Annotated in this window: 24 protein-coding genes; 11 read left to right on the top strand and 13 right to left on the bottom strand. The window is 62.6% G+C overall.

Going from position 1 to position 26,714, the window contains the following annotated elements:
• Positions 1 to 3 precede the first annotated feature (3 nt).
• Together R4P70_RS13295 and R4P70_RS13300 are read right to left on the bottom strand one after the other, a co-directional pair.
• Positions 4 to 1,416 carry a hypothetical protein gene (locus R4P70_RS13295; RefSeq protein ID WP_317830913.1) on the bottom strand — a complete coding sequence of 471 codons (1,413 nt, stop codon included), beginning with the start codon at positions 1,414 to 1,416 and terminating at the stop codon, positions 4 to 6.
• A 9-nt stretch (positions 1,417 to 1,425) separates the two neighbouring features.
• Positions 1,426 to 2,061, bottom strand: coding sequence for a TetR/AcrR family transcriptional regulator (locus R4P70_RS13300; RefSeq protein WP_020968862.1), 636 nt, complete (start codon positions 2,059 to 2,061; stop codon positions 1,426 to 1,428).
• Between the two features lie 128 nt (positions 2,062 to 2,189).
• On the opposite strand from R4P70_RS13300, the gene R4P70_RS13305 reads away from it, so the two are divergent.
• Genes R4P70_RS13305 through R4P70_RS13315 form a run of 3 tightly spaced genes read left to right on the top strand, consistent with a single transcriptional unit; the run spans position 2,190 to position 5,279 of the window.
• Complete coding sequence (locus R4P70_RS13305; protein WP_019744488.1) at positions 2,190 to 3,458, top strand: cytochrome P450; 1,269 nt, start codon at positions 2,190 to 2,192, stop codon at positions 3,456 to 3,458.
• A 46-nt stretch (positions 3,459 to 3,504) separates the two neighbouring features.
• Complete coding sequence (locus R4P70_RS13310) at positions 3,505 to 4,257, top strand: isocitrate lyase/phosphoenolpyruvate mutase family protein (RefSeq protein WP_007730096.1); 753 nt, start codon at positions 3,505 to 3,507, stop codon at positions 4,255 to 4,257.
• Between the two features lie 2 nt (positions 4,258 to 4,259).
• A complete protein-coding gene (locus R4P70_RS13315; protein WP_019744487.1) occupies positions 4,260 to 5,279 on the top strand; it encodes a DUF2804 domain-containing protein in 1,020 nt (339 codons plus the stop codon).
• Between the two features lie 88 nt (positions 5,280 to 5,367).
• Here the strand turns inward: R4P70_RS13315 and R4P70_RS13320 are convergent, their stop codons facing one another.
• The gene (locus tag R4P70_RS13320; protein ID WP_317830914.1) at positions 5,368 to 6,606 is read right to left on the bottom strand and encodes an HNH endonuclease signature motif containing protein; all 1,239 of its coding nucleotides are present in this window, start codon (positions 6,604 to 6,606) and stop codon (positions 5,368 to 5,370) included.
• A gap of 272 nt (positions 6,607 to 6,878) precedes the next feature.
• Here R4P70_RS13320 and R4P70_RS13325 point away from each other — a divergent pair, with 272 nt between their 5' ends.
• Positions 6,879 to 7,577 (top strand): phosphotransferase, encoded by a 699-nt coding sequence (locus R4P70_RS13325; RefSeq protein WP_317830915.1) that lies wholly within the window; start codon positions 6,879 to 6,881, stop codon positions 7,575 to 7,577.
• 112 nt (positions 7,578 to 7,689) lie between these two features.
• Here the strand turns inward: R4P70_RS13325 and R4P70_RS13330 are convergent, their stop codons facing one another.
• From R4P70_RS13330 to R4P70_RS13360, 7 genes are all read right to left on the bottom strand, one after another.
• Positions 7,690 to 9,312 (bottom strand): amidohydrolase, encoded by a 1,623-nt coding sequence (locus R4P70_RS13330; protein WP_317830916.1) that lies wholly within the window; start codon positions 9,310 to 9,312, stop codon positions 7,690 to 7,692.
• 9 nt (positions 9,313 to 9,321) lie between these two features.
• A complete protein-coding gene (locus R4P70_RS13335) occupies positions 9,322 to 11,499 on the bottom strand; it encodes an AAA family ATPase (RefSeq protein WP_317830917.1) in 2,178 nt (725 codons plus the stop codon).
• Between the two features lie 21 nt (positions 11,500 to 11,520).
• Positions 11,521 to 12,351: a CDP-alcohol phosphatidyltransferase family protein gene (locus R4P70_RS13340; protein WP_029254795.1), complete on the bottom strand. Its 831-nt coding sequence runs from the start codon at positions 12,349 to 12,351 to the stop codon at positions 11,521 to 11,523.
• Between the two features lie 59 nt (positions 12,352 to 12,410).
• Positions 12,411 to 13,124 carry a phosphatidylserine decarboxylase gene (locus R4P70_RS13345; RefSeq protein ID WP_003941540.1) on the bottom strand — a complete coding sequence of 238 codons (714 nt, stop codon included), beginning with the start codon at positions 13,122 to 13,124 and terminating at the stop codon, positions 12,411 to 12,413.
• A 72-nt stretch (positions 13,125 to 13,196) separates the two neighbouring features.
• Positions 13,197 to 14,216, bottom strand: a complete 1,020-nt coding sequence (locus R4P70_RS13350; protein WP_317830918.1) for a MerR family DNA-binding transcriptional regulator — start codon at positions 14,214 to 14,216, stop codon at positions 13,197 to 13,199.
• Positions 14,206 to 14,658 carry a hypothetical protein gene (locus tag R4P70_RS13355; protein WP_007733713.1) on the bottom strand — a complete coding sequence of 151 codons (453 nt, stop codon included), beginning with the start codon at positions 14,656 to 14,658 and terminating at the stop codon, positions 14,206 to 14,208. The genes R4P70_RS13350 and R4P70_RS13355 overlap by 11 nt, the downstream gene beginning before the upstream one ends.
• Positions 14,659 to 14,692: 34 nt before the next feature.
• Positions 14,693 to 15,163 carry an SRPBCC family protein gene (locus R4P70_RS13360; RefSeq protein ID WP_003941500.1) on the bottom strand — a complete coding sequence of 157 codons (471 nt, stop codon included), beginning with the start codon at positions 15,161 to 15,163 and terminating at the stop codon, positions 14,693 to 14,695.
• 189 nt (positions 15,164 to 15,352) lie between these two features.
• Here R4P70_RS13360 and R4P70_RS13365 point away from each other — a divergent pair, with 189 nt between their 5' ends.
• On the top strand, positions 15,353 to 16,744 hold the full coding sequence (locus tag R4P70_RS13365) for an amino acid permease (RefSeq protein ID WP_019744479.1): 1,392 nt from the start codon (positions 15,353 to 15,355) through the stop codon (positions 16,742 to 16,744).
• Here R4P70_RS13365 and R4P70_RS13370 read toward each other — a convergent pair.
• Complete coding sequence (locus R4P70_RS13370) at positions 16,716 to 17,969, bottom strand: NAD(P)/FAD-dependent oxidoreductase (protein ID WP_003941496.1); 1,254 nt, start codon at positions 17,967 to 17,969, stop codon at positions 16,716 to 16,718. The genes R4P70_RS13365 and R4P70_RS13370 overlap by 29 nt on opposite strands.
• A 156-nt stretch (positions 17,970 to 18,125) precedes the next feature.
• Positions 18,126 to 19,271, bottom strand: a complete 1,146-nt coding sequence (locus R4P70_RS13375; protein WP_019744477.1) for a PucR family transcriptional regulator — start codon at positions 19,269 to 19,271, stop codon at positions 18,126 to 18,128.
• An 82-nt stretch (positions 19,272 to 19,353) separates the two neighbouring features.
• Here R4P70_RS13375 and R4P70_RS13380 point away from each other — a divergent pair, with 82 nt between their 5' ends.
• The 3 genes from R4P70_RS13380 to groL all read left to right on the top strand — a co-directional run bounded on the left by R4P70_RS13380 (position 19,354) and on the right by groL (position 22,677).
• Positions 19,354 to 20,139 carry an HAD-IIA family hydrolase gene (locus R4P70_RS13380; RefSeq protein ID WP_211917916.1) on the top strand — a complete coding sequence of 262 codons (786 nt, stop codon included), beginning with the start codon at positions 19,354 to 19,356 and terminating at the stop codon, positions 20,137 to 20,139.
• Positions 20,140 to 20,220: 81 nt separating this feature from the next.
• Positions 20,221 to 20,778 carry a DUF6764 family protein gene (locus R4P70_RS13385; RefSeq protein WP_019744475.1) on the top strand — a complete coding sequence of 186 codons (558 nt, stop codon included), beginning with the start codon at positions 20,221 to 20,223 and terminating at the stop codon, positions 20,776 to 20,778.
• A gap of 273 nt (positions 20,779 to 21,051) precedes the next feature.
• On the top strand, positions 21,052 to 22,677 hold the full coding sequence (gene groL, locus R4P70_RS13390; RefSeq protein ID WP_003941476.1) for a chaperonin GroEL: 1,626 nt from the start codon (positions 21,052 to 21,054) through the stop codon (positions 22,675 to 22,677).
• A gap of 154 nt (positions 22,678 to 22,831) precedes the next feature.
• Here the strand turns inward: groL and R4P70_RS13395 are convergent, their stop codons facing one another.
• Positions 22,832 to 23,575, bottom strand: a complete 744-nt coding sequence (locus R4P70_RS13395; RefSeq protein WP_317830919.1) for a DUF559 domain-containing protein — start codon at positions 23,573 to 23,575, stop codon at positions 22,832 to 22,834.
• 565 nt (positions 23,576 to 24,140) lie between these two features.
• Between R4P70_RS13395 and R4P70_RS13400 the strand changes: the two genes are divergently transcribed.
• The 3 genes from R4P70_RS13400 to R4P70_RS13410 all read left to right on the top strand — a co-directional run bounded on the left by R4P70_RS13400 (position 24,141) and on the right by R4P70_RS13410 (position 26,634).
• Complete coding sequence (locus R4P70_RS13400) at positions 24,141 to 24,284, top strand: hypothetical protein (RefSeq protein WP_153212751.1); 144 nt, start codon at positions 24,141 to 24,143, stop codon at positions 24,282 to 24,284.
• A gap of 237 nt (positions 24,285 to 24,521) precedes the next feature.
• Positions 24,522 to 24,716 (top strand): hypothetical protein, encoded by a 195-nt coding sequence (locus R4P70_RS13405; protein ID WP_054825594.1) that lies wholly within the window; start codon positions 24,522 to 24,524, stop codon positions 24,714 to 24,716.
• Between the two features lie 457 nt (positions 24,717 to 25,173).
• Positions 25,174 to 26,634: a wax ester/triacylglycerol synthase domain-containing protein gene (locus R4P70_RS13410; RefSeq protein ID WP_317830920.1), complete on the top strand. Its 1,461-nt coding sequence runs from the start codon at positions 25,174 to 25,176 to the stop codon at positions 26,632 to 26,634.
• Positions 26,635 to 26,714 lie beyond the last annotated feature (80 nt).

Below are 26,714 nucleotides of genomic sequence, written 5' to 3' on the forward strand. Positions count from 1 at the left end.
CGATCAGGCGGTCTCGGTGGGTTCCGATACCTCGACGGGTGGGTGGGATCGTCGAAGGATCGCCGCACCACAGAATCCGATGATCAGGGCGAAGAGGATTGCAGTGCCGACAGTCTGAGCGGTGACGTAGTCGACGGTGATGCCTATTCCGCGTCCGAATAGTCCTCCGTCGCCGTGGGGAGAGACCGCATCGATGTCGAGCTGGCCTTGGATGTATATCGACGTCATCATCGGTGGGAAAGAGAGCTGATCGGTGAGAATGGCGATCGACGAGAAGGTCATCGCGGCAAAGGGAATGGCGAGTCCGAGTGTGGCGTCGACCAGGCTGCCGGGAGCAAGGGAACCGAACAGCAAACCGGCGGCGAGGCCCAGCGCGGCGATCTTCAGCGCGATTGACCAGACGCCGTGCGCGGAGTCGAAGGGCAGTAGTTCTGACAGCGGAACCGCAACGAGAACGGCGATGGGCACGAAGTTTGGCACCTGCTTGTGCAGTCTCAATCCGACGGCAACCGGCAGGGCCGCGAAAAGCACCAGTACCCAAGGGGACTTCAGGTCTCCCCAGTGGCCGGAACCCTTCGCGATGTCGACGAAGAGCGGGGCCGACGCAGCGGCCAGTGCGGTTGCCGCCCAGAGGAACTTGCCACCAGCACCGGAGGCGTCGCCGAGGCGGTAAGCGGCGATCCACGTCAAGGCGAGCGCAGCGCCTGCCGCCAAAACCATGACGATCCAGGCGGTCGCCTCAGACGCGTATTGCTGGCGGTCGATCACGGCGCCGAGCACTCGATGCCCGATCGCCAGCGCGGTGATCACCACGAGAGCGATGCGGATTTCACCCGAGTCCGGCTTGCGAATCCGGAAGCCGGCTTGCGCGGTCACTGCACAGGCGATTGCTGCTGCGGCCGTGGCGCCGATCAGCCACCACGACGGCTCACCCACCGAAGACGTCGTCATCCTGGCTGTCCCACCGGCGAACGTGCGGATCGCGAGGAAGGTGGCGAGCACGCCGAGGAGTGTCGCGTTCTTCGTGGCAGTGCGGTCCCAACTGACGGCAACCACGCAGCCCAGAATGGTGCCGGCTGCAACACTTTTGACGATGATCAAGGCGATCAGCAGGTCCAGTGACGCAACTTCGGGTACGACTGCCCGAACGATCGCGATGACGGCGACGCCGGCGGCGATCGCGATCCACGCCGCCCGACGGGACCCGCGACGTTGTGAGAGGGCGCAGGCAAGCACGGCGATCACGGCGCCGAGGCCGACAGCAGTCGGTCCGCTGCTGATCCAGCGATCTACTTCTGACGGGGAGGCCACGATGGCCCAGTCGCGAAGAACGGGATTGGTCAGGGCCAGCGCCGCGAGTATCCCGGACAGGAGTGCAGCGACGGTGGTGAGGATCGCTCGAAGGTCGAGTGGCATCGGGCCAACCTATCGCGGCGCCGCAACATCGGTCGTGGGCGGCGTGAGTGCCGGAAACCAGATGTCGGTGAGAACGTCTGCTGCGACGTCCGCACCCGCGGTGATCGCGCCCTGTTCCGCCCACCGAATGAAGAAGCGCTCGATCTGTGTCAGCAGGAGCTCGACCCGGAGTTTCGCCTCGTCGTGTCGGCTCTGCGGCCAGCGTGCCAGGTACGACGGCATCGCGTTGGGCAGTGCGGAGATGCCTTCACGTGCCAGTGTTCGGAATTCGGGTTCGAGGACCATGGCCTCGTCCCACGCCCGCATCATGTGGTGGTGATCGCGGCACCAGTCGAGAGCGCGGTTGATCCAGCCGGCGAATTCTTCGCGCGAACCGGAATCGAGTACGTGGTCGAGATCCTGGAATATCGCGAGCGTGCTGGATACCACCGTGTTCGAGCCGAGGGCCTTGAGTATGTCGATCTTGCCGGGGAAGTGCAGGTAGAAGGTGGCGCGGCTGCAACCGACCCGGCCGGCGATGTCCTCGACGGTGACAGCCGCGTATCCGCGTTCGGTGAAGAGCGCGCCGGCGGCATCCACGAGGTCTGCGCGGGTTCGCTGCTTCTGCTTCTCTCGCAGCGTCAGTCTGCCGGAGGTATCTGTCATTACCGGGATCCTAGTGCCGCGGGGGCTCTCACGGGTCAGTTGCACGAGACTCTCCGTCTTTCACTTGACAGTCTGTTAGTGAAAGCTACTCTGTGGTGTAGCGCACAATCGACCGATCAGAGGACGCCATGACCATCTCGGACACAACTCGCACGCCTGACCTACCGGCCGGATTCGACGTCACCGATCCTGCTGTCCTCGGGGAGCGGATCCCTTTCGAGGAATTCGCCGAACTGCGTCGAAGCGCGCCGGTGTGGTGGTGTGAGCAGCCGCCGACCGTTGGTGGATTCCAGGACGAGGGCTACTGGGTGGTCTCGCGTCACGCTGACGTCAAAGAGGTCAGCCAGCGCAGCGATGTGTTCTCGAGCTGGGAGAACACCGCGATCGCGCGTTTCGCCGACGACATGCCACGTGAGGCCGTCGAGATGCTCCGGCATCTTCTGCTCAACAAGGATGCGCCGGAGCACACCAAGCTCCGCAAGCTGATTTCGAAGCTGTTCACGCCGCGCGCGATCAACGGCATGCGCGACGAATTGGATCGTCGTGCGCGCAGCATCGTCGACACCGCTGTGAGCGAAGGCCCGGGCGACTTCGTGAAGCAGGTCGCCAGCGAGCTGCCGCTCCAGGCGATCGCGGATCTGATCGGTGTACCGCAGGACGATCGGGACAAGCTGTTCAAGTGGTCCAACGAGATGATGGGCTACGACGACCCGGAATACCAGGGTGATCCGGCAGTCGCGTCCACCGAGGTCCTCGGATACGCGTACCAAATGGCAGACGCGCGTCGTACCTGTCCGGCAGATGACATCGTCACCACACTGGTCCAGGCCGACATCGACGGCGACGCTTTGAGCCCGGAGGAGTTCGGGTTCTTCGTGCTCATCCTGGCGGTCGCAGGGAACGAGACCACCCGCAACGCCATCACGCACGGAATGATCGCGTTCCTGGACAACCCCGAGCAGTGGGAGCTGTACAAGAAGGAACGTCCCAAGACGACGGCCGACGAGATCGTCCGGTGGGCGACACCCGTCACCGCCTTCCAGCGCACCGCGCTCGAGGACACCGAGCTGGCAGGAGTGTCGATCAAGAAGGGGCAGCGCGTGGTGATGCTGTACAGCTCCGCGAACTTCGACGAGGACGTGTTCGAGAACCCGATGACGTTCGACATCACTCGTAACCCCAATCCGCACTTGGGCTTCGGCGGAACGGGCGCGCACTTCTGCATCGGTGCCAACCTCGCTCGCATGGAGATCGACTTGATGTTCAACGCGATCGCCGACAACGTCCCGGACATCACCAAGATCGGTGATCCGCGCCGTCTGCGCTCGGGTTGGATCAACGGCATCAAGGAGTTCCAGGTCGATTACAAGAGCACAGGCTGCCCGGTCGCTCACTAGAGTCGATAGGTGAGAGGTACACCCCACGATCTCGAGGAGCCACCGCATGACTTCGATCAACGACAAAGCAACTGCTCTACTGGCGTTGCACCAGCCAGGTAACCCGGTCATTCTCCCGACGGTCTGGGACGCGTGGTCGGCGAATCTTGCGGTGGCTGCCGGTTTTGCGGCCCTGACGGTGGGCAGCCACCCGGTTTCCGATTCCATCGGCAAGCCGGACAACGAGGGCATCACCTTCGACGAACTTCTGCACCGGATCAAGCAGATCACCGGTGCGGTCGACGCCCCGATCTCGGTGGACATCGAGGGTGGTTACGGGCTCGAGCCGGCAGTTCTCATCGACGGGTTGATCGATGCCGGCGCTGTCGGACTCAACATCGAGGACACCGTCCACAGTGAAGGCGGACGCTTGCGTGAGGCGCAGGAGCACGCCGACTTTGTGGGTGGGCTTCGTCAGGCCGCCGACGCAGCCGGAGTTCACGTTGTCGTCAACGCGCGCACCGACCTGTTCGTGAAGCAGGTCGGTGACGAGTCCGATCGTGTCGATCGCGCCATCGCACGCCTCAAGCTGGCGGCCGACGCCGGCGCCGACGTTCTTTACCCCGTCGGGCGGCATGACGACGCGACCCAGCGCCGCCTGACGTCCGAACTTCCACTTCCGATCAATGCGATCGGAATCCCGGACCAGGACGATCCGGCAAGTTTCGGTCCGCTCGGAGTGGCACGTGTGAGCTTCGGTCCGTTCTTCCAGATGGCATTGGCCAACCGTGCGAACGAGATCTTGGGACGCTGGAAGTAAGAATGCAGACACTGATGTCGCCCGGCCCGCTTCTCGACGATCGTGGACATTTGGTCGAGACGGGTTGGGCCCCATCGGAAATTCGCAAGTATCGACGCTCTGCGATCACCGCTCCCAAGTTCCGGATCAAGGAGTGGGACTACTACTGCGTTCTCACTGCGGATTACGGCATCGCGTTGACCGTCGCCGACAACGGGTACATGGGCTTGCTCGGAGTCTCCTGGCTCGATTTCCGAACACCACACGAGATCACCGAAAACGTGATGCTGCCGTTCCCGATGGGAAGGCTCGGTCTGCCCGAAAGCGCGGACGACGGTGATGTGGTGGTGTCGAAAGGTAAAGCTCGCTTCGAGTTTCGCCATGTGGACGGTGGGCGCCACCTGATTGTCGACTACCCGGCTTTCGACGGTGGGCGAGGCCTTCATGCCGATTTGTTCCTGGCGAGTCCTGCCGATGACCGGATGGTGATCGCCACACCGTTTCCGAAGGCGTCCCGTTCGTTTTACTACAACCAGAAGATCAACTGCCTGCCCGCTGCCGGGACTGTGCGAATCGGGAGCGACGACTTCACATTTCGCTCGGAAGACTCGTTCGGCGTTCTCGATTGGGGCAGGGGAGTCTGGACTTACGACAACACCTGGTACTGGGGTTCTGCATCCGGACTGGTGAACGGCGAGCGGTTCGGATTCAACATCGGTTACGGCTTCGGCGACACGACGGCGGCCAGCGAGAACATCGTGTTTGTCGGAGGGCGGGCACACAAACTGGACAGGATCGACTTCGGCATCCCGCAGGGAAAGTACGACGGCGCGCCGTGGAACTTCTCGAGCAACGATGGTCGCTTCGAGATGACTTTCGAGCCGATCATCGACCGTGCCGCGACTTTCGATGTCGGGGTGCTGCGTTCGATTCAGCATCAGGTGTTCGGAAAGTTCTCCGGCACAGTGATCCTCGACGACGGTACCTCCGTGGTGGTTCGAGATCTCCTCGGATTTGCCGAGGAGGTTCGGAACCGCTGGTAGGCCGTACATCTCCGCGAAGATGACGGAACGCAGCATGGGCACCGGGGCATGATCGTGCCCCGGTGCTCGCGTCTCGAGTTATTTCACTTCAGGCTGCTGTTGGTGGGCTGTTCCCGCCGATCGGCTGTTGATACGGGTCAACGGACATCGGCGGATAGAACACCGACTTCCGATCCGGGCCGATCTCGACACGCCACTCCGTGTGGTGCAGTGTCCGATGATGATGACCGCACAACAAGATCAGATTGTCGAGATCTGTTGGGCCACCATCGTTCCAGTGAACAATATGATGAGCATCGCACCACCCCGACGGCGTCCCGCACCCCGGAAACGCACACCCACCATCCCGAACCGCCAACGCCCGCCGCTGCGGCACCGTCGCCGTTCTCGCTTCCTTACCGCACTCGAGCGGAACACCATTCTCATCCAGGAGGATCCGGGTGACGGTGCAGTCGCACGCCAACATCCGGGCAGTGTCGATGCTGATCGGGCCCACCCAATCCGTCCACGCGAACCCCAACTCCTGAGTGGACGGCAACAGGTCTTTCAGAACTTTAAGGTCCGTCATGTCTTTCGCGGACGCGGTGACCGTGATGTGTGGTTTCACTCCGCCTTCGATCGGACCCAACCCCGCTCGCTCGTACCGGCGCAACAACTCGCAAAACCCGTCCGCCCGTCGTAATGCCGGCGTGCGCGTGTCCTTCACGCCGTCCTTCTCCGGTGTCGGAGCGGACAGGCTCGACAGCAACGTGATCAACCGGGCCCCGTTCACAGCATCTAAATCGCCCTTCACAGTCACTCTGCCGTACAAGCCTTTCGAGGCGTAGAACTCATTACGCTCCGAATCTTCCCCGACCGGAACACCGTCCTCACGCTTGCCGTACTGCTTCTCGATCCGCCGGATCGCCGCCCGCACCGCATCACAATCGGCAATGTTCTTCGACGCCAGGCCAAGCAGAATCCCCCGGGCCTTGTCCACATCCGCCAGGGTCATGTTCTTGGGTGGATGCTGACAAAACGACGCCACCTGACGGGCTTTCAACGCATCGACATCACCCCGGTGAAACGCATCGCCCACAACAGGTTCGAGCATCAACAACCGCGCCAACCCGACCAGCAGACTGCACTCACCGATCTCCAGATTCGTCGAACCATGCAACCACTGCGCGATCGCCCGAAAACCCTTCCCACCGAGAACCTCACGGGAAAACATCTCCACGATCAACAACACCATCCGCGACTGCAACTCGTGCCGGACACGCACCAGATCCAGAACCTCACCCTTGAGGCCCTCACCATCCAGCTGCCACGCTTCCCGACTGTCCATTCCCAAAGTTTAATCGAACAAAGTTTCGAACACAAGACTTGTATCTCGAAAACTGTTCCTATGCAATAATTTTCGACAATTCCGATTTTTGGGACTTTTCGGATGTTCATTCGATCTGCGGCAGTCACGGCGAAGGAGGTCTGGATGTGTCGCAGTCGGTGATGCGGACGGACATTGTCGGCACTGTGCGGCTGCTGTCTTCTTCATGACTTCTTGATCGCCGGAATGTGCGGGAGTGGTTTGCTCATGTCATGCAGATTCGGAAGTTGCACATGGAGGAACCAGACATCGATGTTGCGTTGGTGCGGCGATTGCTCTCGAGTCAGATGCCACAGTGGGCCAATCTGCCGTTGCGCTTGGTCGAGTCGATCGGCACCGACAACGTCATGATCCGAGTAGGCGATTCACTCGTAATCCGTATGCCCCGCACCCCAGGTGCGGCAGAGGGAATCACAAAGGAGCAACAGTTGGTGCCGCATCTGGCTCCACACCTACCGGTCCCCGTGCCCGTTCCGGTAGGTGTGGGTGAGGCGGCCTTCGGATACCCGTGGCAATGGTCGGTGCACCCGTGGGTGCCAGGGCGAAACCCTGTGCCCGGCATGGTCGATGACCACCTGGCCATCCAACTCGCAGACTTCGTGAACAGTCTACGTCGGATCGACACACTCGGATTGCGCCCACAGGGATCGCTGCATTCCTACCGGGCCGATCCGATTGAGCGACGAGATTCAGCGACTCGAGCGAGTATTGCAGCGTGTGGCGACCTGCTGAACGGAGCGCTGACGGAGGCGGCGTGGGAAAAGGCGCGCCACGTCATCGACTACGCAGGCCCAGCGGTGTGGATGCACTCGGATCTGCACCCGGGAAACATCCTGGTGAGCGTCAATTGCATTGGTTGCCTTGCCGTACTACCGCGACACGAACGAGCAGATCACGGCCTGGGCGAAACATGCGATTGCCCAGGTCATTGACGAGATCCGCACTGAACCCTGAGACCACTTGCGCCGTCTCCGTTCTCGCAACGATCCTTGGAACTCGAGCAGAGAAGGTTATCGGCTTTTGTCCACGGCGTTCGGCGACCGATCAGCCGATCGCGCTCAGGTCCCCGTACACCGTCCGGCCCTCCAGGGTGGTGGCGAGCACCGTGATGTCGGCCAACTCGGTCGGCTCGACATCGAGGGGATTCGCCGACAGGACAACAAGATCCGCGTAGGCGCCGGGGAAGATGGACCCGATGTGATCTTCGCTGAACAGCTGCCAAGCGGCGTTGCCCGTGTGGGCGCGAACGGCGGCGTCCACGGGGATCCGCTCCTGGGGCGCGACGACGCGGCCGCTGGGCGAAAGCCTGGTGACGGCGTCCTGCATATTCCGTAGCGGATTGGCGGGGGTGACGGGACCGTCGTTGTGGAAGGTGAACCGTTGCCCGGCTGCCAGCGCAGAACCTGCTGCGGCCCAGACGGATCCGTATTCGGGTCCGAACAGGTCATCCACCAGAACGTCACCCCAGTAGTGCAAGTGGTCGATGAAGATGCTGACCGTGACGCCCAGTTCCGCTGCGCGGACGAACTGATCCGGACGCATCGCGCCGACGTGTTCGAGACGCAACCGGTGATCGGGCCGGGGATGCTCTTTCAGTAGCTGCTCCCACGCATCGAGAACCATGGTGATCGCGTCGTCGCCGTGGGCGTGGCACGCCATCTGCCACCCCTTGGCGAAGTAAGCGGAACTGATGTCGTGGATCTGTTCGCCGGTGTAGTTGGCATGCCCGTGCGTGCAGGCGATCCCGAGCGCGCGGGTGGCTTCGGTATCGAGATACGGGAAGCTGGTGGCGATGTTGCCGACCCACGGTGAACCGTCGGACCAGACCTTGATGCCGATCTGGCGCACCAGGTCGTTTCCGTCGCCCGGTGACGCCTCGGTAGTGCGCGCGTCGTTGGACATCTCGTAGAGCCGCAGGCGGGTGGTGAGCAGTCCGGCGTCGGCTATCGCTGCCAGGGCGGGCCGCATCTTGGGGTCGAACGACAATTCGGCGATGGTGGTGATTCCCGCGGCGTTCAGCCGGGCGCATTCGGCCGCCACCAGTGCGGGGAAGTCGTCACCGATGGTGACTGCGTGGCCCGCGACTGCAAACACCGCGGGCATTTCGTACGCGGATCCGTCGAGTGCGCCCGTCGCGTCGTGGCCGTACGATCCGCCGATCGGATCGGGGGTATCGCGGGTGATGTCGGCCTGCACTGCTGCCGCCGTGTTGAAATACGCGACGTGTCCCGAGTTGTGCATGATCACGAGGGGGTACTCCGGCGCTACGGAGTCCAGCCAGTCGATGGTCGGATCGGGTAGGCCCTTCTGCAGCAACGGGTCCCAACCGTTCAAAGAAGCGCCGGCAGCACCTCGCGAACGAACAGTGTCGACGACGGCAGCAACTACGGCATCCGCCTCGGCGATCGTGACAGGCCGAATGTCGACGACGTCAGGCCCGAGCACGATGGCTTCTTCCAAAGGGTGACCGTGTGGCTCGATGAACCCCGGCAGAACAGTGGCACCTCCGACGTCGACGACGCGGGTATCCGGCCCCACCAGTTCCTCGACGTCCGTGCGCGCGCCGACGGCCGTGATCCGGCCGCCCGTCACGGCGAGCGCCTGGGCGCGCGGTGCTTCCTCGTGCATGGTCACGATGTCGCCGTACAGAACCAGATCAACAGCCATGGTCAGTCCTTATCGGTTGTCCGCGTACGCCTGTAGGTGTGCCACCTGCTCGGGATCGAGTGAGGGACGTACCTTCTCACGGGCGGTTGCCACGTCCGCGGCCGTCACGTCGGCCGCGTCCATGCTCCGACGCATGGCGGCGAGTGCAGCCTCACGCAGGAGAGCCGAGCAGTCTGCTGCCGAGTATCCCTCGAGATCGACGGCCAGAATGTCCAAATCGACATCTTCGGCGAGCGGTACCGACTTGCCGGAAGCACGCAGAATCGCTTTGCGAGCCTCCGCATCCGGCGGCGGTACGAATACGAGACGTTCGAGTCTGCCGGGGCGCAGGAGGGCAGGGTCGATCAGATCCGGTCGATTGGTTGCGCCCAACACCACGACGTCGCGTAGCGGTTCGACGCCGTCGAGTTCGGTCAACAACGCGGCTACGACGCGATCCGACACTCCGGAGTCGGAGCTTTGACCACGACGCGGTGCAAGGGCGTCGATCTCGTCGAGGAAGATCAGCGAGGGCGCCGAATCGCGTGCGCGCTGGAACAACTCGCGCACGGCCTTTTCGGAGGCGCCGACCCACTTGTCCATCAGCTCTGCCCCTTTGACGGCGTGGACGCTGAGGTGACCTGAGCTGGCAAGGGCACGAACGAGATACGTCTTACCGCAGCCGGGAGGGCCGTAGAGGAGCACGCCGCGGGGTGGGTCGACACCGAGGCGTGCGAAGGAGTCGGGGTGCTGCAGCGGCCACAACACCGCTTCGGTGAGGGCCTGTTTGGTTTCGACCATATCGCCGACGTCGTCGAGGGTGACGCTGCCGATCGACAGTTCTTCGGTACTCGAACGAGACAGTGGCCGAATCACTTCGAGGGCCCCGACAAGATCTTCCTGCGTGATCTCCGGAGAATCACCGGATTTGGACGCCCGCGTCGCCGCTCGCAAGGCAGCTTCACGGCAGAGCGCCGCGAGGTCGGCGACCACGAATCCGGGTGCGCGCGAGGCGATGGCGTCGAGTTCGAGGGTTCCGGTGGGCACGCGGCGGAGCAGGAGTTCGAGCAACGCCTTGCGAGTTGCGCCGTCCGGCAGGGTAAGTGCGAGTTCTCGATCGCAGAGATCCTGGCCGCGAAGGCGCGCGTCGACGGTCTCCGGATGGGCGGAGGTCGCGACGAATGCCACGCCCGGGGTTGCGACGGCGCTGCGCAGTTGTTCGAGGATCAGTGCGGACACCGGTTCCGCGGCGGCCGGAAGCAGAGCGTCGATGTCACTGATCAGCAGTACACCACCGCCGCGCACGGCAGCAACGGCGTCGACGATTCGCTGCAGGCGGGTATTCGCCTCGGTGGCACCGACTCCCGGGCCGTCGAGTTCGACCAGTTTGCGCGAGGACAGGACCGAGCGGGCCAACGTGGCTTTGCCCACGCCGGCGGGGCCCGTGATGAGGACGCCGAGGTGCGGGGAGGCGCCGAGCGTACGGAGCAGTTCTGGTTCGTCGAGTGCCAGGCCGAGCCACTCGGTCAGCTTGGCTGCCTGCGCTTGCGCGCCGACAAGGTGATCCAGCGGAACCGACGGCGCAGGCTCGATCGCGACGGCGGCCGGACTGGAAACAAGCGCACTCGGTGTCAGTGTGCCCGCCGAGCCGGAACCCCAGTTGACCGCCGAATTCGGCTGGACGCTGACCGGACCACCGGCAGGCTCGACGGCCGTGACGGTGAGCAGTTCGGATGTCCACGCGACGCCGAAGGTGCGGGAAAGCGCTTGGGTGGCTTCGGAAGTGCTTGTACCCGGACCGAGATCGCGGGGGAGGAGCGAGACCGTGTCGCCGACGCTGACGACCTTGCCCAGAAGGGCTTGTCGCAGAACCGTCGAGCTGATCGAATTTGTCGCCATGGACGAGCCGGTGACGGAGACGGATCGCGCTCCGTACACCGTCACCGGACCGACCACGACGGAAGAGTTCTCGGTCAGGCCGACGTTCGACATGGTGACGTCGTCGAGAAGGATCGTGCCTGCCGGGGTTCCGGTGGGCGCACGGCCCGCGACGGTCGCGGTGCCGCGGGCTCCCATGAGTGCGATGGCATCCCATTCGCGGATGCCCAACGCCGCCAACGCTTCGGGGTGCAAGCGCACTACCCCGCGGCGTAGGTCGGCGGCAGAGGTGTTGAGTCGAACGGTGAGGGCGAGTTCCGGCGAAGTCACCTCTCGAGAGTACGTCGTGGACTAGCGGGGTCGCCGCAATCCGAGACGAGCGGCCGAGCGGCGGCCACCGACGTTGGGTTGACGTCGGATCGCGCGGCGTTCGGAAGGCTTGATGTCCCAGGTTTCGGGACGTGCTGCCACCCACCGCTTCGAGTGCACGGCAAACGGGATGTGCACCAGGTAGATCGCGATGAGAACGATCAGCAGGATGTACGGGTAGGTGATGAGTGCGGCCGCAGCCAACGTCACCAGGACGAGCAGGCCGGCCGCCATGTGCGGCGGCACGGATACCGACTTCATCGCCAGCGTCGGGATGCGGCTGACGATCAGTGCAGCCGAGAAGAGCGTCCACACGATGACGACGAAGTGCGAAGACCACCAGCCGTCACCCCACTGAGCCGTCGCGGCCAGGGGAGTGAGGGCGATGAGTGCGCCGGCCGGAGCCGGCACGCCGACGAAGTACTCACGTGCGTACGCGGGGACGTCGTCGTCGTCGAGCAGGGTGTTGAAACGTGCGAGTCGCAACACGATGCTGACCGCGTAGATCAACGCGATGATCCAGCCGATGCTGGTGCCGTCCAGCAAGGTCACGTACAGGACCAGGGCCGGGGCGACGCCGAAGGAGATGGAGTCGGCCAGTGAGTCAAGTTCGGCGCCGATCTTGCTGGTGGCGTCGAGCAGTCGCGCGATGCGGCCGTCGAGTGAATCGAGGACGGCAGCGGCGCCGATCATCGCGAGCGAGGTACCGGGTTGTCCGTCGAGAGCGAATTTGACGGCGGACAGCCCGGCGCACAGCGCCAGGATGGTGATGACGGACGGCAGCAACCGCACCGCCTGGGTGCGTTTGGGCATCTTCGCGCCGGGTTGGGCTGCTCCCGGCTTCTTCACGGCTGACTTCATCTTCGGCGTCTTCACGGCAGTTGCGCGATAACTGTTTCAGCACCGATCGTGCGTTGTCCCGGCTCGACCAGGAGTGTGGTTCCGGCGGGGAAATACGTGTCGACGCGTGAGCCGAAACGGATCAGTCCGTACGTGTCGCCGATCGGCAGGACGTCACCGACACCGGCGTAGCAGACGATGCGGCGCGCGAGCAGTCCCGCGATCTGGACAACCGCAACGTCGTGACCATCGGCGGTTTCGATCAGCATGCTGTTGCGCTCGTTGACCTCGCTGGCGTCGGCGAGATCTGCGGAGAGGAACTTGCCTGCCTGGTGAACGACCTCTTTGACCGTTCCACCGACAGGGCTGCGCTGGACATGCACGTCGAGAACAGACAGGAAGATGCTGACGCGCGGGCGCGGCTCGCTTCCGAGATTGAGCTCGGCGGGCGGAACGGCGTTGTCGACCAACGCCACCTCGCCGTCGGCGGGCGCGACGACGACGCCGATGCGGTTCGGCGGCACCCGGTGCGGGTGACGGAAGAACGTGGCGCATGCGGCGGCGGTGGTCAGACCGGCTCGGCGCACCCACTTACGGTTGCGGCCTAGAGCTGCAACTCCCAGCGGGGCCAGCACGAACGGCAGGCCGGCGGGATGAAGTGGCGGAATCGCATGGCGAACCAGATCGACGATATGTCCGATCCCGGTGGGTTGCGGGGTTCCGGGGGGTGTGGGTCGGCGTGCCACAGGCTCCTCTAACTACTCGGTAGGTCTTCTGCTGGTCGCACTGACAGTACGGGGTGGTAGAGCATCCATAGATTACGTGAACGCCTTCTCTCCTACAGGCTGTAGTGGCATCAAGTACGAGTAGTACCCGACACAGTCGCCGGTGCGTATCGCCAGCGGGAGCGTCGCGCCGCTTACTCGGATCACCAGTTGCCGCCCCGGTTGGGCTGCGGCGGCGTCGCGCAGTCGCTGCCGGTCGACCAGTACGCGGAACCTCTCACGGGGATCCATTCCACCCGGATCCACCCGGGCACCACCGTCTTCGCCGATGCTGACGACGGCTCCGTGTCCGGTGCCGTTGAGCAGGGCGGCAAGTTGGTCGCCGCTCAGTTCGACCGCGTCGTGGTGCTCGCGCAGGATTCGGTGATCGGGGAACTCGCCGTCCTCGATCAGCGGGCTGGACACCTCACCTCCCGGATACGACGCAGTCACCGTGCGCGGGGAGAAAGTCAGCGTCACGACGCCGGCGACATCGCGCAACAATCGCGCGAAGGCCACGGGAACGACAGCGGACACCGTCAGAGCAGAGTGAACTTTCACCTCTGCGACCGCGAGCCGGAACTGATCAGTGGTGACAAACGCAGCGACGCCGTCGTGAATGTCGAGGTGGACGCCGCGAAGTATCGGGAACTCCGATTCCTCGTTCACGGCGAACAGCACGGCGTCGAGTGCGCGTCGTAGATCCCACGAGTCGATGTCCACGCCGCCGGAGGCGGGTAGCGAATCGATCAGCCGGTGAATTCGCCCCAGTTCGGCCCGGCCGTCGGCGAGACCGTCCTCGAGGTTGCGCAGATGGGCGTCCAGGCACGAATGGGGTTCCGGCCCGGTCAGGACGGCCATCATGTCGCGGATCGGAACACCGACGCGCCGCATACCGGCGATCACGCGGGCGTCGCGGAGCTGATCGTCGGTGTACCAGCGGTAACCGGTGTGCGGATCGACGGAATGCGGGACGAGCACGCCTTCCTTGTCGTAGAACCGCAGCGCGCTGATCGGGAGCGCCGACGCCCGGGACATCTCGCCGATCGTCAGGAGGGCGGAACTAGTGGTCACGGATCAATTCTGCCCGCAGTCGCTCGATAGCGCCCCTGATCATCCGGCCGTAACCGTCGTCGGCGAGTGTGCCGACCGACGCCTCGGCCTTCGTCAGATGCTCGACGGCCTCGGCGTCGCGTCCGAGTTTGCGGTAGTCGGCAGCCAGGTTGAGGTGCAGCGACGGATAGAAACCGGCGACCTGCAGCGATGCGTGGTGTTCCTGGGCTCGCGCGTCGGTCAACGAATCGGCAGCGTCGAGGGCGCGCAGGTCCCAGCAGAGCTCTTGAGCCGGATCGTCTTGAACGTCGGCCATGTAGTGCGCGAGGGAGACGATGTGGAGCGCATCGGGGGCGGCGCTGATCTCTTCCCACACCTTCTCGAACGCAGAGCGAGCCCCGGCTCGATCGCCGGAGCTCGCCAATTCTTGTGCCTGCGCTATCTGTGTCATCACGGGATCCATGGAACGGATCCTGATGCCTCGACCAGGTCGAGGGTCAAGCAGAGGTGCGTGCAGCCGCCTCGGCCTCGCTCTTCACACGCTTCAATGTGGCATTCATGCCTTCGACGAGCTCGACCTCGAAGTCGGCGTTTCCGCCCAGGACGGTCTTGACGAGGAACTGCGAGACCTTCGACGTTCCGGTGGGAGCCTCGCGACGCTCGGTCACTTTGGTGCCGGTAGCGGTCGGCTCGAGTTCGTAGGACCAGATCGTGCGGTTCTCCGCGATGCGGAACGCCACCGACTTGTTGGGCTCGAAGCGAACGACCTTCGACGACGTCGGCCAGACCAGCAGGCCCTTGCGGTTGACGTTGATCGTCTTGGCGCCCTCACGCACGGTCCCGCCGATTACCTTCATCACCTTGCACTGGGGGCTCCATTCGCCCATGCGCTGCAGGTCGGCGACGATTGCCCACACGTCCTGCGGTGATGCGTCGATGTCGATGCTTGCTTCGAGGGTGTTGGACACAGTCTCTCCAGTCGAGTTGATGCTACGTAAAGTTACAAACACTTTTGTCGATCGTAAGCGATCCGTCAATGGACCATGTGTGTCAGGTCACTGTACGGCCGTCCAACAGGGTCGTGCGGGAACACGCGCGGTGGTAGCGGACAATGGTTCGCGCACGTATGACGATCCATCCGACTGGAGTACCGAGAAGTGAACAGCGACGCCGCGACGCAGGATGGCCTCAAGCGAGGGCTGACAGCGCGCCATATCCGCTTCATCGCCCTCGGATCAGCCATCGGAACCGGACTGTTCTACGGCAGCGCCGAGGCCATCAAACGAGCCGGCCCGTCGGTGCTCCTGGCCTACCTGATCGGCGGTATCGCGGTCTACCTGGTGTTGCGAGCGCTCGGCGAGATGGCGGTCCGTAACCCGGTTTCCGGTTCGTTCAGCGAGTACGCGAACAAGCACCTCGGACCACTCGCCGGTTTCATGACCGGGTGGACGTACACGTTCGAGATGGTGATCGTGTGCCTCGCCGACGTCACCGCCTTCGGGCTGTACATGCAGTTCTGGTTCCCGGACGTACCGAGATGGATCTGGGTTCTGGCTGTCGTCTTCTTCATCGGCGCGATAAACCTGTTGAGCGTCAAGGTGTTCGGCGAACTGGAATTCTGGTTCACGCTCGTGAAGATCACCGCCATCATCGCGATGATCGCCGGCGGCATCGCGATCATCGTGTTCGGATTCGGCGTTCACGACACCGATGCCGGAATCAGCCACCTCTGGTCGGACGGCGGGTTCTTCGCGACGGGCTTCGGCGGATTCGTCGCGTGTTTCGCGATCGTCATGTTCGCGTTCGGTGGCACCGAGATCATCGGTATCACCGCGGGCGAAGCCGAGGATCCGGCGCAGACCATCAGGAAAGCCGTCAACACGGTCCCGGTGCGCATCATTCTCTTCTACATCTGCACCCTCGCCGTCATCATGGCGATCATTCCGTGGCAGACCATCAACTCCGACAACAGCCCGTTCGTCCAGATCTTCGAGAACCTCGGATTGGGAACGGCCGCATCGATCCTCAACATCGTTGTCATCACCGCGGCCCTGTCCGCCATCAACAGCGACGTTTTCGGTGCGGGTCGCATGATGTTCGGAATGTCGCATGCCGGTCAGGCCCCGCAGGTGATGAAGAGAGTCTCCGCCAACGGTGTTCCGTGGATGACCGTTGTCATCATGACCGGTGCCCTGTTGGTGGGAGTACTGCTCAACTACCTGATCCCGGACCAGGTGTTCCTCGTCATCGCCTCGCTGGCCACCTTTGCCACGATTTTCGTCTGGATCATGATCCTGCTCTCGCAGTTCCGTTCCCGCGCTCAGATGAGTGCAGACGAAACAGCGGCACTGAAGTTTCCAGTGCCGCTGTGGCCGTACGGTCAGATCTTCGCGATCGTGTTCCTGGCTTTTGTCATCGTGTTGCTCGGCGTCATCGCCGATACCCGAGTTGCGCTGCTCGTCGGTGCCGGATGGCTGGTTCTGCTGACGGGCGCGTACTACAAGTGGGTGAAACCGGCTGTCAGCGCAGCGGATCGAAGTGGCGCATGACGGTCGGCGTCTGAGCGCCGGTCATCGAGTCGGCCACCATCTTTCCGGTCAACGGACCCAGGGCGATTCCCCACATCCCGTGACCACCGGCGACGTGCACCCGCGGCGACTTCGTGGCTCCGATCAACGGCAAGCCGTCGGTAGTGCACGGTCGTGATCCCACCCATTCCTCTTCCCGCGCAGTCCAGTCGATGCCGCTGAGCATCGGCTTGGCCGCATCGATGATCGCCTGCACGCGGCGCGGATCCAGCGGCGCGTCAGGGCTGCGGAATTCCATCATTCCGGCCACTCGGAAGCGATCGTGCAACGGAGTGCATGCGACGCGCTGGGTGGGGAAATACACAGGGTTCTTGGGGAGGTGCTCGGGCTTGACACTGAAGCTGTATCCGCGTCCGGCCTGCACCAGTTTGCGCACACCGAACGGTGCTGCGAGCTTGTTCAAGCGGGCACCGCTCGAGATGACTACGGAGTCACCGTCGCGTGAATCACCGTGTGCACTGCGAACAGTGACTCCGCCGACCCGATCGTCGATCTGCGTGACGTCGAAACCGCTGACGATTTCTCCACCACGTTCACGAACCGCGTCCGCCAACGAGTTCACGAACAACGGGGGATCGATGAAACGCTGATTACGCAGACGCAAACCGGCTTTCACACCCTGACCGAGTGAAGGCTCGAGCGAGTGAATCGCGTCGTAGTCGAGGAGGTCGAAGTCGACCTCGCCGCCCGCGGCCTCGACGTGATGGAACTCGTCCACCAAAGTCTGTCGGTCCTTCTCGGACGCAAACGCGGCGAGGAAAGGATCGGCCAGGCGGGTCAGCTCTTTGACGCCACCGTCGGCGAGTTCGTCGTACGCGCCCAAGGCTGTTCGGTTGACCTCGGTGTAGACCGACATCGCTTCCTGCCACTTCGACGGCGTGCAGTGGCGCGCGAACCCGACCAGGAACCGAATCAGCTTCAGATCGGTGGTCAGTGGCACGTACACCGGGGACGACGGGCTGAGCATCGCGCGCAAGCCGTATTGGAGCACTGCGGGTTCGGGCAGCGGAAGCGTCAATGCGGGGGCAAGCCAACCGGCGTTGCCCCAGCTCGCGTCGGCTGCGACGCCGTCGCGATCGACGACGGTGACCTCGACTCCACGTTCCTGCAAGAACCAGGCCGTCGACAATCCGACAACACCCGCACCGACCACGACCACACGATCGGGGCTCTGACGAGTTCCCATGACGCACTCCTTCTACAGACTCTGCTCGAACCGAGACGCCGGTCACATCCGGCTCTTCTCTCAAGCATGAATCGCGGGGGCGGCAAAAGGACTGGCCGTTCGGCCATCGTCGGAGCTGCCGCGTTGTGGATTCGCACAACGCGCCGCCACGCCTGCTCAGCGAGCGAGTTTGAACTGCAACATGAGAATGAGGCGGGTGTCGGCATCGGTGAGATCGACGCCGCACATCTCCTTGCCTCGACGCAGGCGGTTGCGGAGCGTGTTGGGGTGAACATGCAGTGCGGCAGAAGAATTCGCCACGTCACCGCCGTGCTCGAGAAAGGCCTTTGCCGTCGCGACCAGATCGCTGCCGTGCTGAGAGTCGTGACGTTCGAGGCTTCCGAGTGGTGTGGAGTCGCCGAGTCCGTCGATGATGTCGGCGACGTGCAGGGCGAGTACGGAGGCCAACGTGTCCCTCATTCCCGCGACGGTTCCGCCGGACCGGCCATGACGAAGCGCTCCGAGAACATGGTCGGCGTCCGAGCGCGAAAGATGTGATTCGCTTGCAGACTTCACGGTCCGGCCGACGGCCACTGCCAGGAATTCGCGGCCACGGGCGCGGGTGAGGAAGTCGGCGGACAATCGGCGAGCGTTGGTCTCGTCTGTCGCGATGACAAGGTAGATGGTCTCGGACAGTTGAGCGGCAACGGCGTCGACGGCCAGAGTGTCGAGGTACAAGCTCAAGGACGCGACCAACCCCGCCGGCAGTGGTCCCGCAACGGTTCCGACGGCGACGACGGTGAGCGGGCCTGCCAACCGCAAGTCGTCTGCGGCGCGGAATGCGGGTTCGCCACCACCGATCAGAGCCTGGACGCGCTGGGATTGACGACGGCGTGTGCTGTCGACCCGGTCACGCTCCGAGGCGATTCTCTCGGCCACGACAGATACCGCGGATCGAAGTATCGATTCCTGTGTGGGCGTCGGTGTTCCGGCGAGTGCGACCCAGATCGAGCCGACGGGGTGATCGTTCTCGCGAACTGCGATGACCAGTCGCGGCGTGATCGCAGGGTCTTCGAGATCGACGTAGATGGGGTCGCTCTCTCGGTGGAGGCGATCGAATACTCCTGCATCGGAGAGTAATTGGCGGAATCGGCTGGGTACCTGCCGGCCGAGGATCGTGCCGATGCGAGCTTCGTCCACGGCCTGCTCGCCGCCGGAGTACGCGAGGACAGTCGAGTTCTCGTCCTCGATCGTGACGGGAGCGCCGAGCAATTCGGCCAGAGAACCGGCAACGGAGAAGAGGTCGTCGTCGCGCAGGTCCATGGGTGGGAGCCTACTGAGCGATCGACGGATTTCGGGTTACGACGCCTCGGCAGGACCTCGATGGCGAATATAGGCTGGTGCAATGGCCGACATCGAAGGTGTTCTGTTCGATATCGACGGAGTCCTGCTCACGTCCTGGCAGCCGATCGAGGGATCAGGGGAAGCAGTACGCGAAGTTCGGCGGCGCGGATTGGCCTGTGGATTTCTGACCAACACAACCTCGCGCAGTTCGACGCTCATCGCGCAGGGGTTGTGCGACGCCGGTATCGAGGTCGAGGCGAGCCAGATAGTTACTGCCGCCAGGCTCACAGGGGAGTACGTGCGGGCGACCTACCCGGACGCGCGGGCGTGGGTCCTCAATCACGGTGACGTGTCTGCCGATCTCGAGGGAATCGAATTCGACGACGCCGATCCGGAGGTCGTGATTCTCGGCGGCGCCGGCCCGGAGTTCACCCACGAGGCGCTGAGCCGAGTGCTCGAACTTCTGCTCGCCGGTGTGCCCGTCGTCGCGATGCACCGCGGGATGATGTGGGAGACCGTAGACGGCCTTCGGATCGACACCGGAACGTACTTGCCGGGCTTCGAGGAAGTGGCAGGTGTAAATATCGCCGCAGTGGGTAAACCGTCTCTCACGGGGTTCCTGACAGCCACGGAGCTGATGCATGTCGAACCTGAGGCGACGGTGATGGTCGGCGACGACCTGATCGGGGACGTCCTCTCCTCACAGCGGGTCGGCCTGACCGGAGTTCTGGTGCGCACAGGCAAGTTTCGGCAAACAGTGCTCGACCTGTCGGTTCAGAAGCCTGATCATGTCATCGATTCGGTCGCGGATCTTCCGGCCCTTCTCGGGGTCGTCCTCGAGGCTTGACCAGGCGGGGGTGACGGACTTCACTCGAGCGGGTACTCTCGCGCCCGAATCCAATGAACTTGTTCCACGAAGGAGTTTTCTATGCCCTTGATCTCGTCAGTCTGGTTCCGTCGCTCATCCTCTCGAGTCAGCGGAATTTCCAGTAGTCGGTTGGGGGGCCGCCTGGCGAGAACAGGGGCTGTGATGACTGTAGGTATGGGGCTCGCCGCCGGGCTGGCGCTGACCGGTGCGGGAGCTGCTTCGGCAGCCCCCGTCACGTGTGTCTCGCCGCCGTCGGCCAATGACATCCAGGTCTCCGAGACCGCGAGCTGCGGCGCGCAGTCCGTCGGAGCCGGCCGTTCGCAGGCCGGTGCTGCCGAGAGCGGTACCGCTGTGAGCGTCGCCGCCGACAACGGCTACTCCAATTCATATGCAAACGGCTTCGGAACCGCGCTGGGGGCTTCTCGCGGTAACGGTCAGGCGCAGGCATTTGCGCTCGGCGGCGGTATCGCGCGGGCCGGGGCGGCTGACGGCAACGTCACCTTCGCCATCGCCGGTTACGGAGCGGGCGCTACGGCCGATGCCAACGGCGTCGACTGCGTCGGAGTGCTCTCGTTTGCGGTCAATTTGAGTAACGGACAGTTCTGCATCGCGGGCTGAGGCTCAACCTTGCACTCGGCACGCTCGAGTGCTAAAAATGCAGTTGGCACTCGCGAACCGTGAGTGCCAGGTCGAGGCAGTGAGACCGGGAACCATAGACACCCCCGGTCGTCCGTCGCGGGCACTGACTAGACCACAGGCGTAGATGGGTGACCAGGCAAATCGGTCGCCCGTGTAATGAGGTGACTGGTCAAACGGTCGCCTTGTGCCGATGAGGTGACCCGACGAGCGGTCACCTTGTGTGTCACCCCCTATCCGGAGGATCACTTCGCAATGGCAAAGATCATCGCGTTCGACGAAGAGGCACGTCGTGGCCTCGAGCGAGGCCTCAACGCCCTCGCCGACGCTGTCAAGGTGACGTTGGGCCCCAAGGGTCGCAACGTCGTTCTCGAAAAGAAGTGGGGCGCCCCCACGATCACCAACGATGGTGTTTCCATCGCCAAGGAGATCGAACTCGACGACCCGTACGAGAAGATCGGCGCCGAGCTCGTCAAGGAGGTCGCCAAGAAGACTGACGACGTCGCTGGCGACGGCACCACCACCGCTACCGTTCTCGCACAGGCTCTGGTCCGTGAAGGCCTGCGCAACGTCGCAGCCGGCGCGAACCCGCTCGGCCTCAAGCGCGGCATCGAGAAGGCTGTCGAGGCTGTCACAGCTCGCCTGCTCGAGACCGCCAAGGAGATCGACACCAAGGAGCAGATCGCTGCTACCGCCGGTATTTCCGCCGGCGACCCGTCCATCGGTGAGCTCATCGCCGAGGCTATGGACAAGGTCGGCAAGGAAGGCGTCATCACGGTCGAGGAGTCCAACACCTTCGGCCTGCAGCTCGAGCTCACCGAGGGCATGCGCTTCGACAAGGGCTACATCTCGGCGTACTTCGCCACCGATGCAGAGCGTCAGGAAGCCGTCCTCGAAGACGCGTACATCCTGCTCGTCAGCTCCAAGATCTCCACGGTCAAGGACCTGCTGCCCCTGCTGGAGAAGGTCATCCAGTCCGGCAAGCCGCTCCTGATCATCGCCGAGGACGTCGAGGGCGAAGCTCTCTCCACCCTCGTGGTCAACAAGATCCGTGGCACCTTCAAGTCTGTTGCCGTCAAGGCTCCCGGCTTCGGTGACCGTCGTAAGGCTCAGCTCGCCGACATCGCCATCCTCACCGGTGGCGAGGTCATCAGCGAAGAGGTCGGACTCTCCTTGGAGACCGCAGGCCTCGAGCTCCTCGGCCAGGCACGCAAGGTCGTCATCACCAAGGACGAGACCACCATCGTCGAGGGTGCCGGCGACGCCGACGCAATCGCCGGTCGTGTCAGCCAGATCCGCGCCGAGATCGAGAACAGCGACTCGGATTACGACCGTGAGAAGCTGCAGGAACGTCTGGCCAAGCTGGCCGGCGGCGTTGCAGTCATCAAGGCCGGCGCTGCTACCGAGGTCGAGCTCAAGGAGCGCAAGCACCGCATCGAAGATGCAGTGCGTAACGCAAAGGCAGCCGTCGAAGAGGGCATCGTCGCCGGTGGTGGCGTTGCACTTCTCCAGGCAGCTCCCGCACTGGACGACCTCAAGCTCGAAGGTGACGAGGCAACCGGCGCGAACATCGTTCGCGTTGCACTGTCCGCTCCGCTCAAGCAGATCGCATTCAACGCAGGCCTCGAGCCCGGCGTTGTTGCGGACAAGGTCTCCAACCTGCCCGCAGGTCACGGCCTCAACGCTGCGACCAACGAGTACGGCGACCTGCTCGCTGCAGGCATCAACGACCCGGTCAAGGTCACCCGCTCGGCACTGCAGAACGCAGCGTCTATCGCGGCTCTGTTCCTGACGACCGAAGCCGTTGTCGCTGACAAGCCCGAGAAGGCCGGAGCGCCTGCAGGCGATCCGACCGGCGGCATGGGCGGCATGGACTTCTGAGTCCATCTCCACCTAGCTCCTAGAGCCCGGCCCACCATTCGGTGGGCCGGGCTTTTGCTTGTCTGGAGATAAATGCGGGCATTTTTGTCCACTACTGCGACGCGATCGCGGTTTCCCGTTGCACGCTCGATGCTGTGTGCGTTTACGCCCGCGCTTACGCCCGGTTGTGTCGGCGTCTTCGGGCCACTGTGATGATTTCGTCCGCAACAGCGTCGAGATGGGCCATCGCGGTGGCGGCGGAGTAACGCAACACCATCCATCCGTCGAGAACGAGTGCGTTCTGACGCCGTCGATCGTTGTTGAAAGTTGCGGGGTCGGTATGGAATTCGCGCCCGTCGATCTCCACGATCACCCGGGCTCGCGTGTCGACCAGGTCGCCGAAGTAGGGTCCGACCCGAGCGTTGATCTCCAGGTGGACGTTGCGCGCAGTCAGCGCACGGGCGACTGCTCGCTCCGGTTCCGAACGAGTGAGCGGGCAACAGGCCGCCGCGTCGAAGAAGGCCTCGAGTTCCGGGCGTGGCAACGTGGTCGCGACGTCGATGAAGCACTGCTCGATCGGCACGATCGGTAAACCCATCCACTCATCCGACGAGACTCCTGTTCGTCGGTGAAGCCGTACCCACTGCGGACTGCCTGCTCGGACGCTGGGAGCCACGGTGGCCTCGACAAAGCGTGGTTCCTCCGGCAGGAGATCCCACAGCCAGGCCGCGCTGGTATGGCTGAGGACGGCCTCGGGCTTCCACAGTGTGACCGCGACGCAACGCTCGAAGTATCCAGGTTCTTCGGTGGAGTACACCGACGGCAGGATTCGATGGAGTCGCCCTGACCGCGTGGATCGAGAGATCGAACTGCTCGAGGTGCCCTGCTCGAGCAACTGGTTTCTCGTGACAACTTCCACGTATGCACTGTGGCGGCAAGGGCCTGACGACGCGGATTCAGAAGCCACTTTGTGGATGGCCGCGTGTGTGTGGACAACCTCATGGCGTAACAGGTGTATCGAGAAGGTGGGGAACGAGAAGCTTCATCTATCCGAATGTTGAAGGATGTTTGATATTTTCCGTCCCGATTGTTCGCCTCCGCTAACCTGTGAAGTGCGGATACCTCTAGTTCTTTTGGTGGATAATTCTGTTCTGAATACCCTCAAGTACTAGGCCTTTCGGATGACGTGCATTCCGGTTGCTATTCCATTTTGCTCGATTTTCAAGCGTCTTGGACGCTAGACCTGCGAATATGGAACAGGTTTCAGATCCATCTGAAATTCTTGGGCAAAAGGCACCCAAACCGGATCCTATTGCACTACCTTGATGTCAGTCACAGCCGCGGAAAGTGGGCACCAACCCCGGAGGATCTCGGTTACATCGTTCGACAGAGATTCTTTAATTGCTACTTGGACCGGCTCTTTGTGGGCTGCATCAAGCATTCCAATGTAAATGTTCCGTGAGTATTCGCGGCCAATCGAAAGCGTGGGATTCAATATGATCGTCATGTTCCTGCAGACAACGGCGGCATTGTTCACCGACCTGCTGGGTAACGTCTGGTCCGGTTCGCTCATGCCGGGAATCGACGGGGTCACCGGATCGTTGGTTTCGGCAATCGACCTCAGTTGACGGCACCTGCTAGTTCTTCTTCCAATGTTTCTTGATGACAGGAGTGAATGATGGATCTGGGATCGATTGCGGATGTTCTCGAGGGCGAGGCCGGGGGGTTGATCAAAAACATTCTCGGGGTGGCTTTGTTTACCCCGTTTATGGCTTCGGTTGACTTCGGGTGGTTCCCGAACGTCGACTGAGAAGTGAATTGCTTTACCCAGTGAACGAAATCAATCTCAAGGAGTGTGAAATACGGTGGACACAGCTAGTTTGATAGGTGCGCTCGCAAGCGTTGACGTCGGATCCCTGGTGGATCCACTGTTCTACTTGGTCAAGGTCGTTGACGGAATCTTCTTGTCGATCACCGGAAGCCTCAACATGGGCGGTGCGCTCGGTGAGGCTGCGGCAGGCAGCGTCCAATCGGTCCTCGGTTCCGTAGCCGGCCTGTAAAAGGAGAAGGAGAAAAGATGTTCGATCTCTTCCTGGACTACCTGTCCAAGATCGTCGATTTCGGATCGATCGATCTCGTAGGCACGTTTGTGAAGTATTTGAACGCGCTGTCGTCCTCCCCCACGCCATAGAAGAACGGAATCGGTCATGCTGCAAACTTATTTAACCGGAATGATCACGTGGGTATCGAGCATGCTTGGTCTAACTTCCGCTGGAAGCAAGATCATCAAGGATCCTCCACAAAAGCCGTGATCACTCCAGCGACTGCATCATATTGTTCGGTTGTCGAGGACAGCATCGTAGCGGAGCAGTCAGGCGAACCTGCACTTGCTTGAAACTATGGTCCCCGTAGCCCTGTGGCTCCGGGGACCATTGGTTTTGCAATCACCGGATCTATAGTCACAAGCTTTGCACTCAGGCGAATGTGCGGGCAACCAGCCGCGATACAAGGAGTTCAATGGGCGCGTCCAACACGTCAGGCGCAAGGATGGCGCAGCTGAACCCACGCGATGCCGAATTCATCTATCACGAGGGCGCTGGTCACCTGAACCATCTGATCGCTGTGTACTTCTTCGAGACATCGTTGCACCCAAGCGCGGAATTCACGGCAGAACAGGCAGTGGACTGGGTTACCGCACGCCTTGGATGTGATCGTATGTTCACTCAACGAGTCCAACGGACTCCGTTGGGACTGGACCATCCCTACTGGGTGACAGACCCTGACTTCGACGTGCGAAAGCACGTGTACGTCAACAAGATCAATGACAACGGATGGGCAGCACTGCAAAAGCCGTTGAGCGCGTTGTTGACGACGAAGATGGACCTGCGCCGTCCGCCGTGGGAACTGCACTTCTTCGTAGGTTTGGAGGGACTTGAAGAATTGCCGGGCCGACTGACGGCGGTGGTGCTCAAGTCTCACCACAGTGCAGCTGACGGTATCGCCATCAGGACGTTGGGCGAAACTATCTTTTCGGGCAAGGTGCAGCAGGCTGGGTCCGAACCGCCTGTGCCGTTTGTGCGAGCGAGGATATTCACCAAGTCGCTACTGGGGTTTCCCGGCCGAATTTATCGCTTCGCAAGGCAGGTACCAGGCAACCGACGCGCTCAGAGAGATGCTGACGCTGCGAAGAGGGCAGGAGAATGGGTGGAGAGCCTCAACGAGAGGCCTGCAGTTCGATTCAACGGCAAGGTGAGTGGAGTGGCCTCACTGGAACCGATGACAATGTCCGGGGAGCAGGTCCGTGGGATCAAGGATTCGGTGCCCGGTGCGACTGTCAACGACGTTCTACTCGCCGTCGTCGGAGGTGCTCTGACGCGCTACCTCACGGAAAAGGACGAACGGCCACGAGATTCCTTGATCGCGATGGTTCCTCGCTCGGTACGCAAGGTCGAAGCGTGGGAGTCGGCGAATCAGTTGGTGGCTCTGCTGGTGGATATGCACACCCAGGTCAAGTCCCCGTTGGAGAGGTTGGCGCTCATTTCGAGTTCGGCACGGTCGGAGAAGGCGCGCACGTCCCATCCCGCGGTCAGGCGTGCCGGGGCCGCAGTCGAGACCACGCCGGCGCCGTTGATGAGATTGATGGCGTATGCGCGCAAGCAGAACGATCACAGCCTCGATCGACCGCGTTACCAGCACACCATGGTGAGTAACATTCCTCTCTCGGTCGAAGGGTTGACGCTTGCCGGCGCCCCGGGCGCGGCTGTGCTTGCAGTGCAAGCGCCTATCGACGGGGACGGGCTACGGCATTTCATGGTCGCCGCAGCAGGTGGGGGACTGACCCTCAACGTCATCGCGGATACCGCGACCATGCCCGATCTCCACCATTACATCGAACTACTGCGAGCAAGTTTCGATGACTTGGCAGCGGCAGCCGCAATGCAGACTGCGGATTCACCTAACCAAGAGGTTGCCTCCTGACTGATCGGAATCACAGGCACCTTCTCCGATTGCTGGATCCGGTGATGCTCAACGATTCCGAGCAGAACCCAGAGGATCTG

The sequence above is a fragment of the Rhodococcus sp. IEGM 1241 genome, from assembly GCF_033142365.1.
Lineage (GTDB): Bacteria > Actinomycetota > Actinomycetes > Mycobacteriales > Mycobacteriaceae > Rhodococcus_F > Rhodococcus_F erythropolis.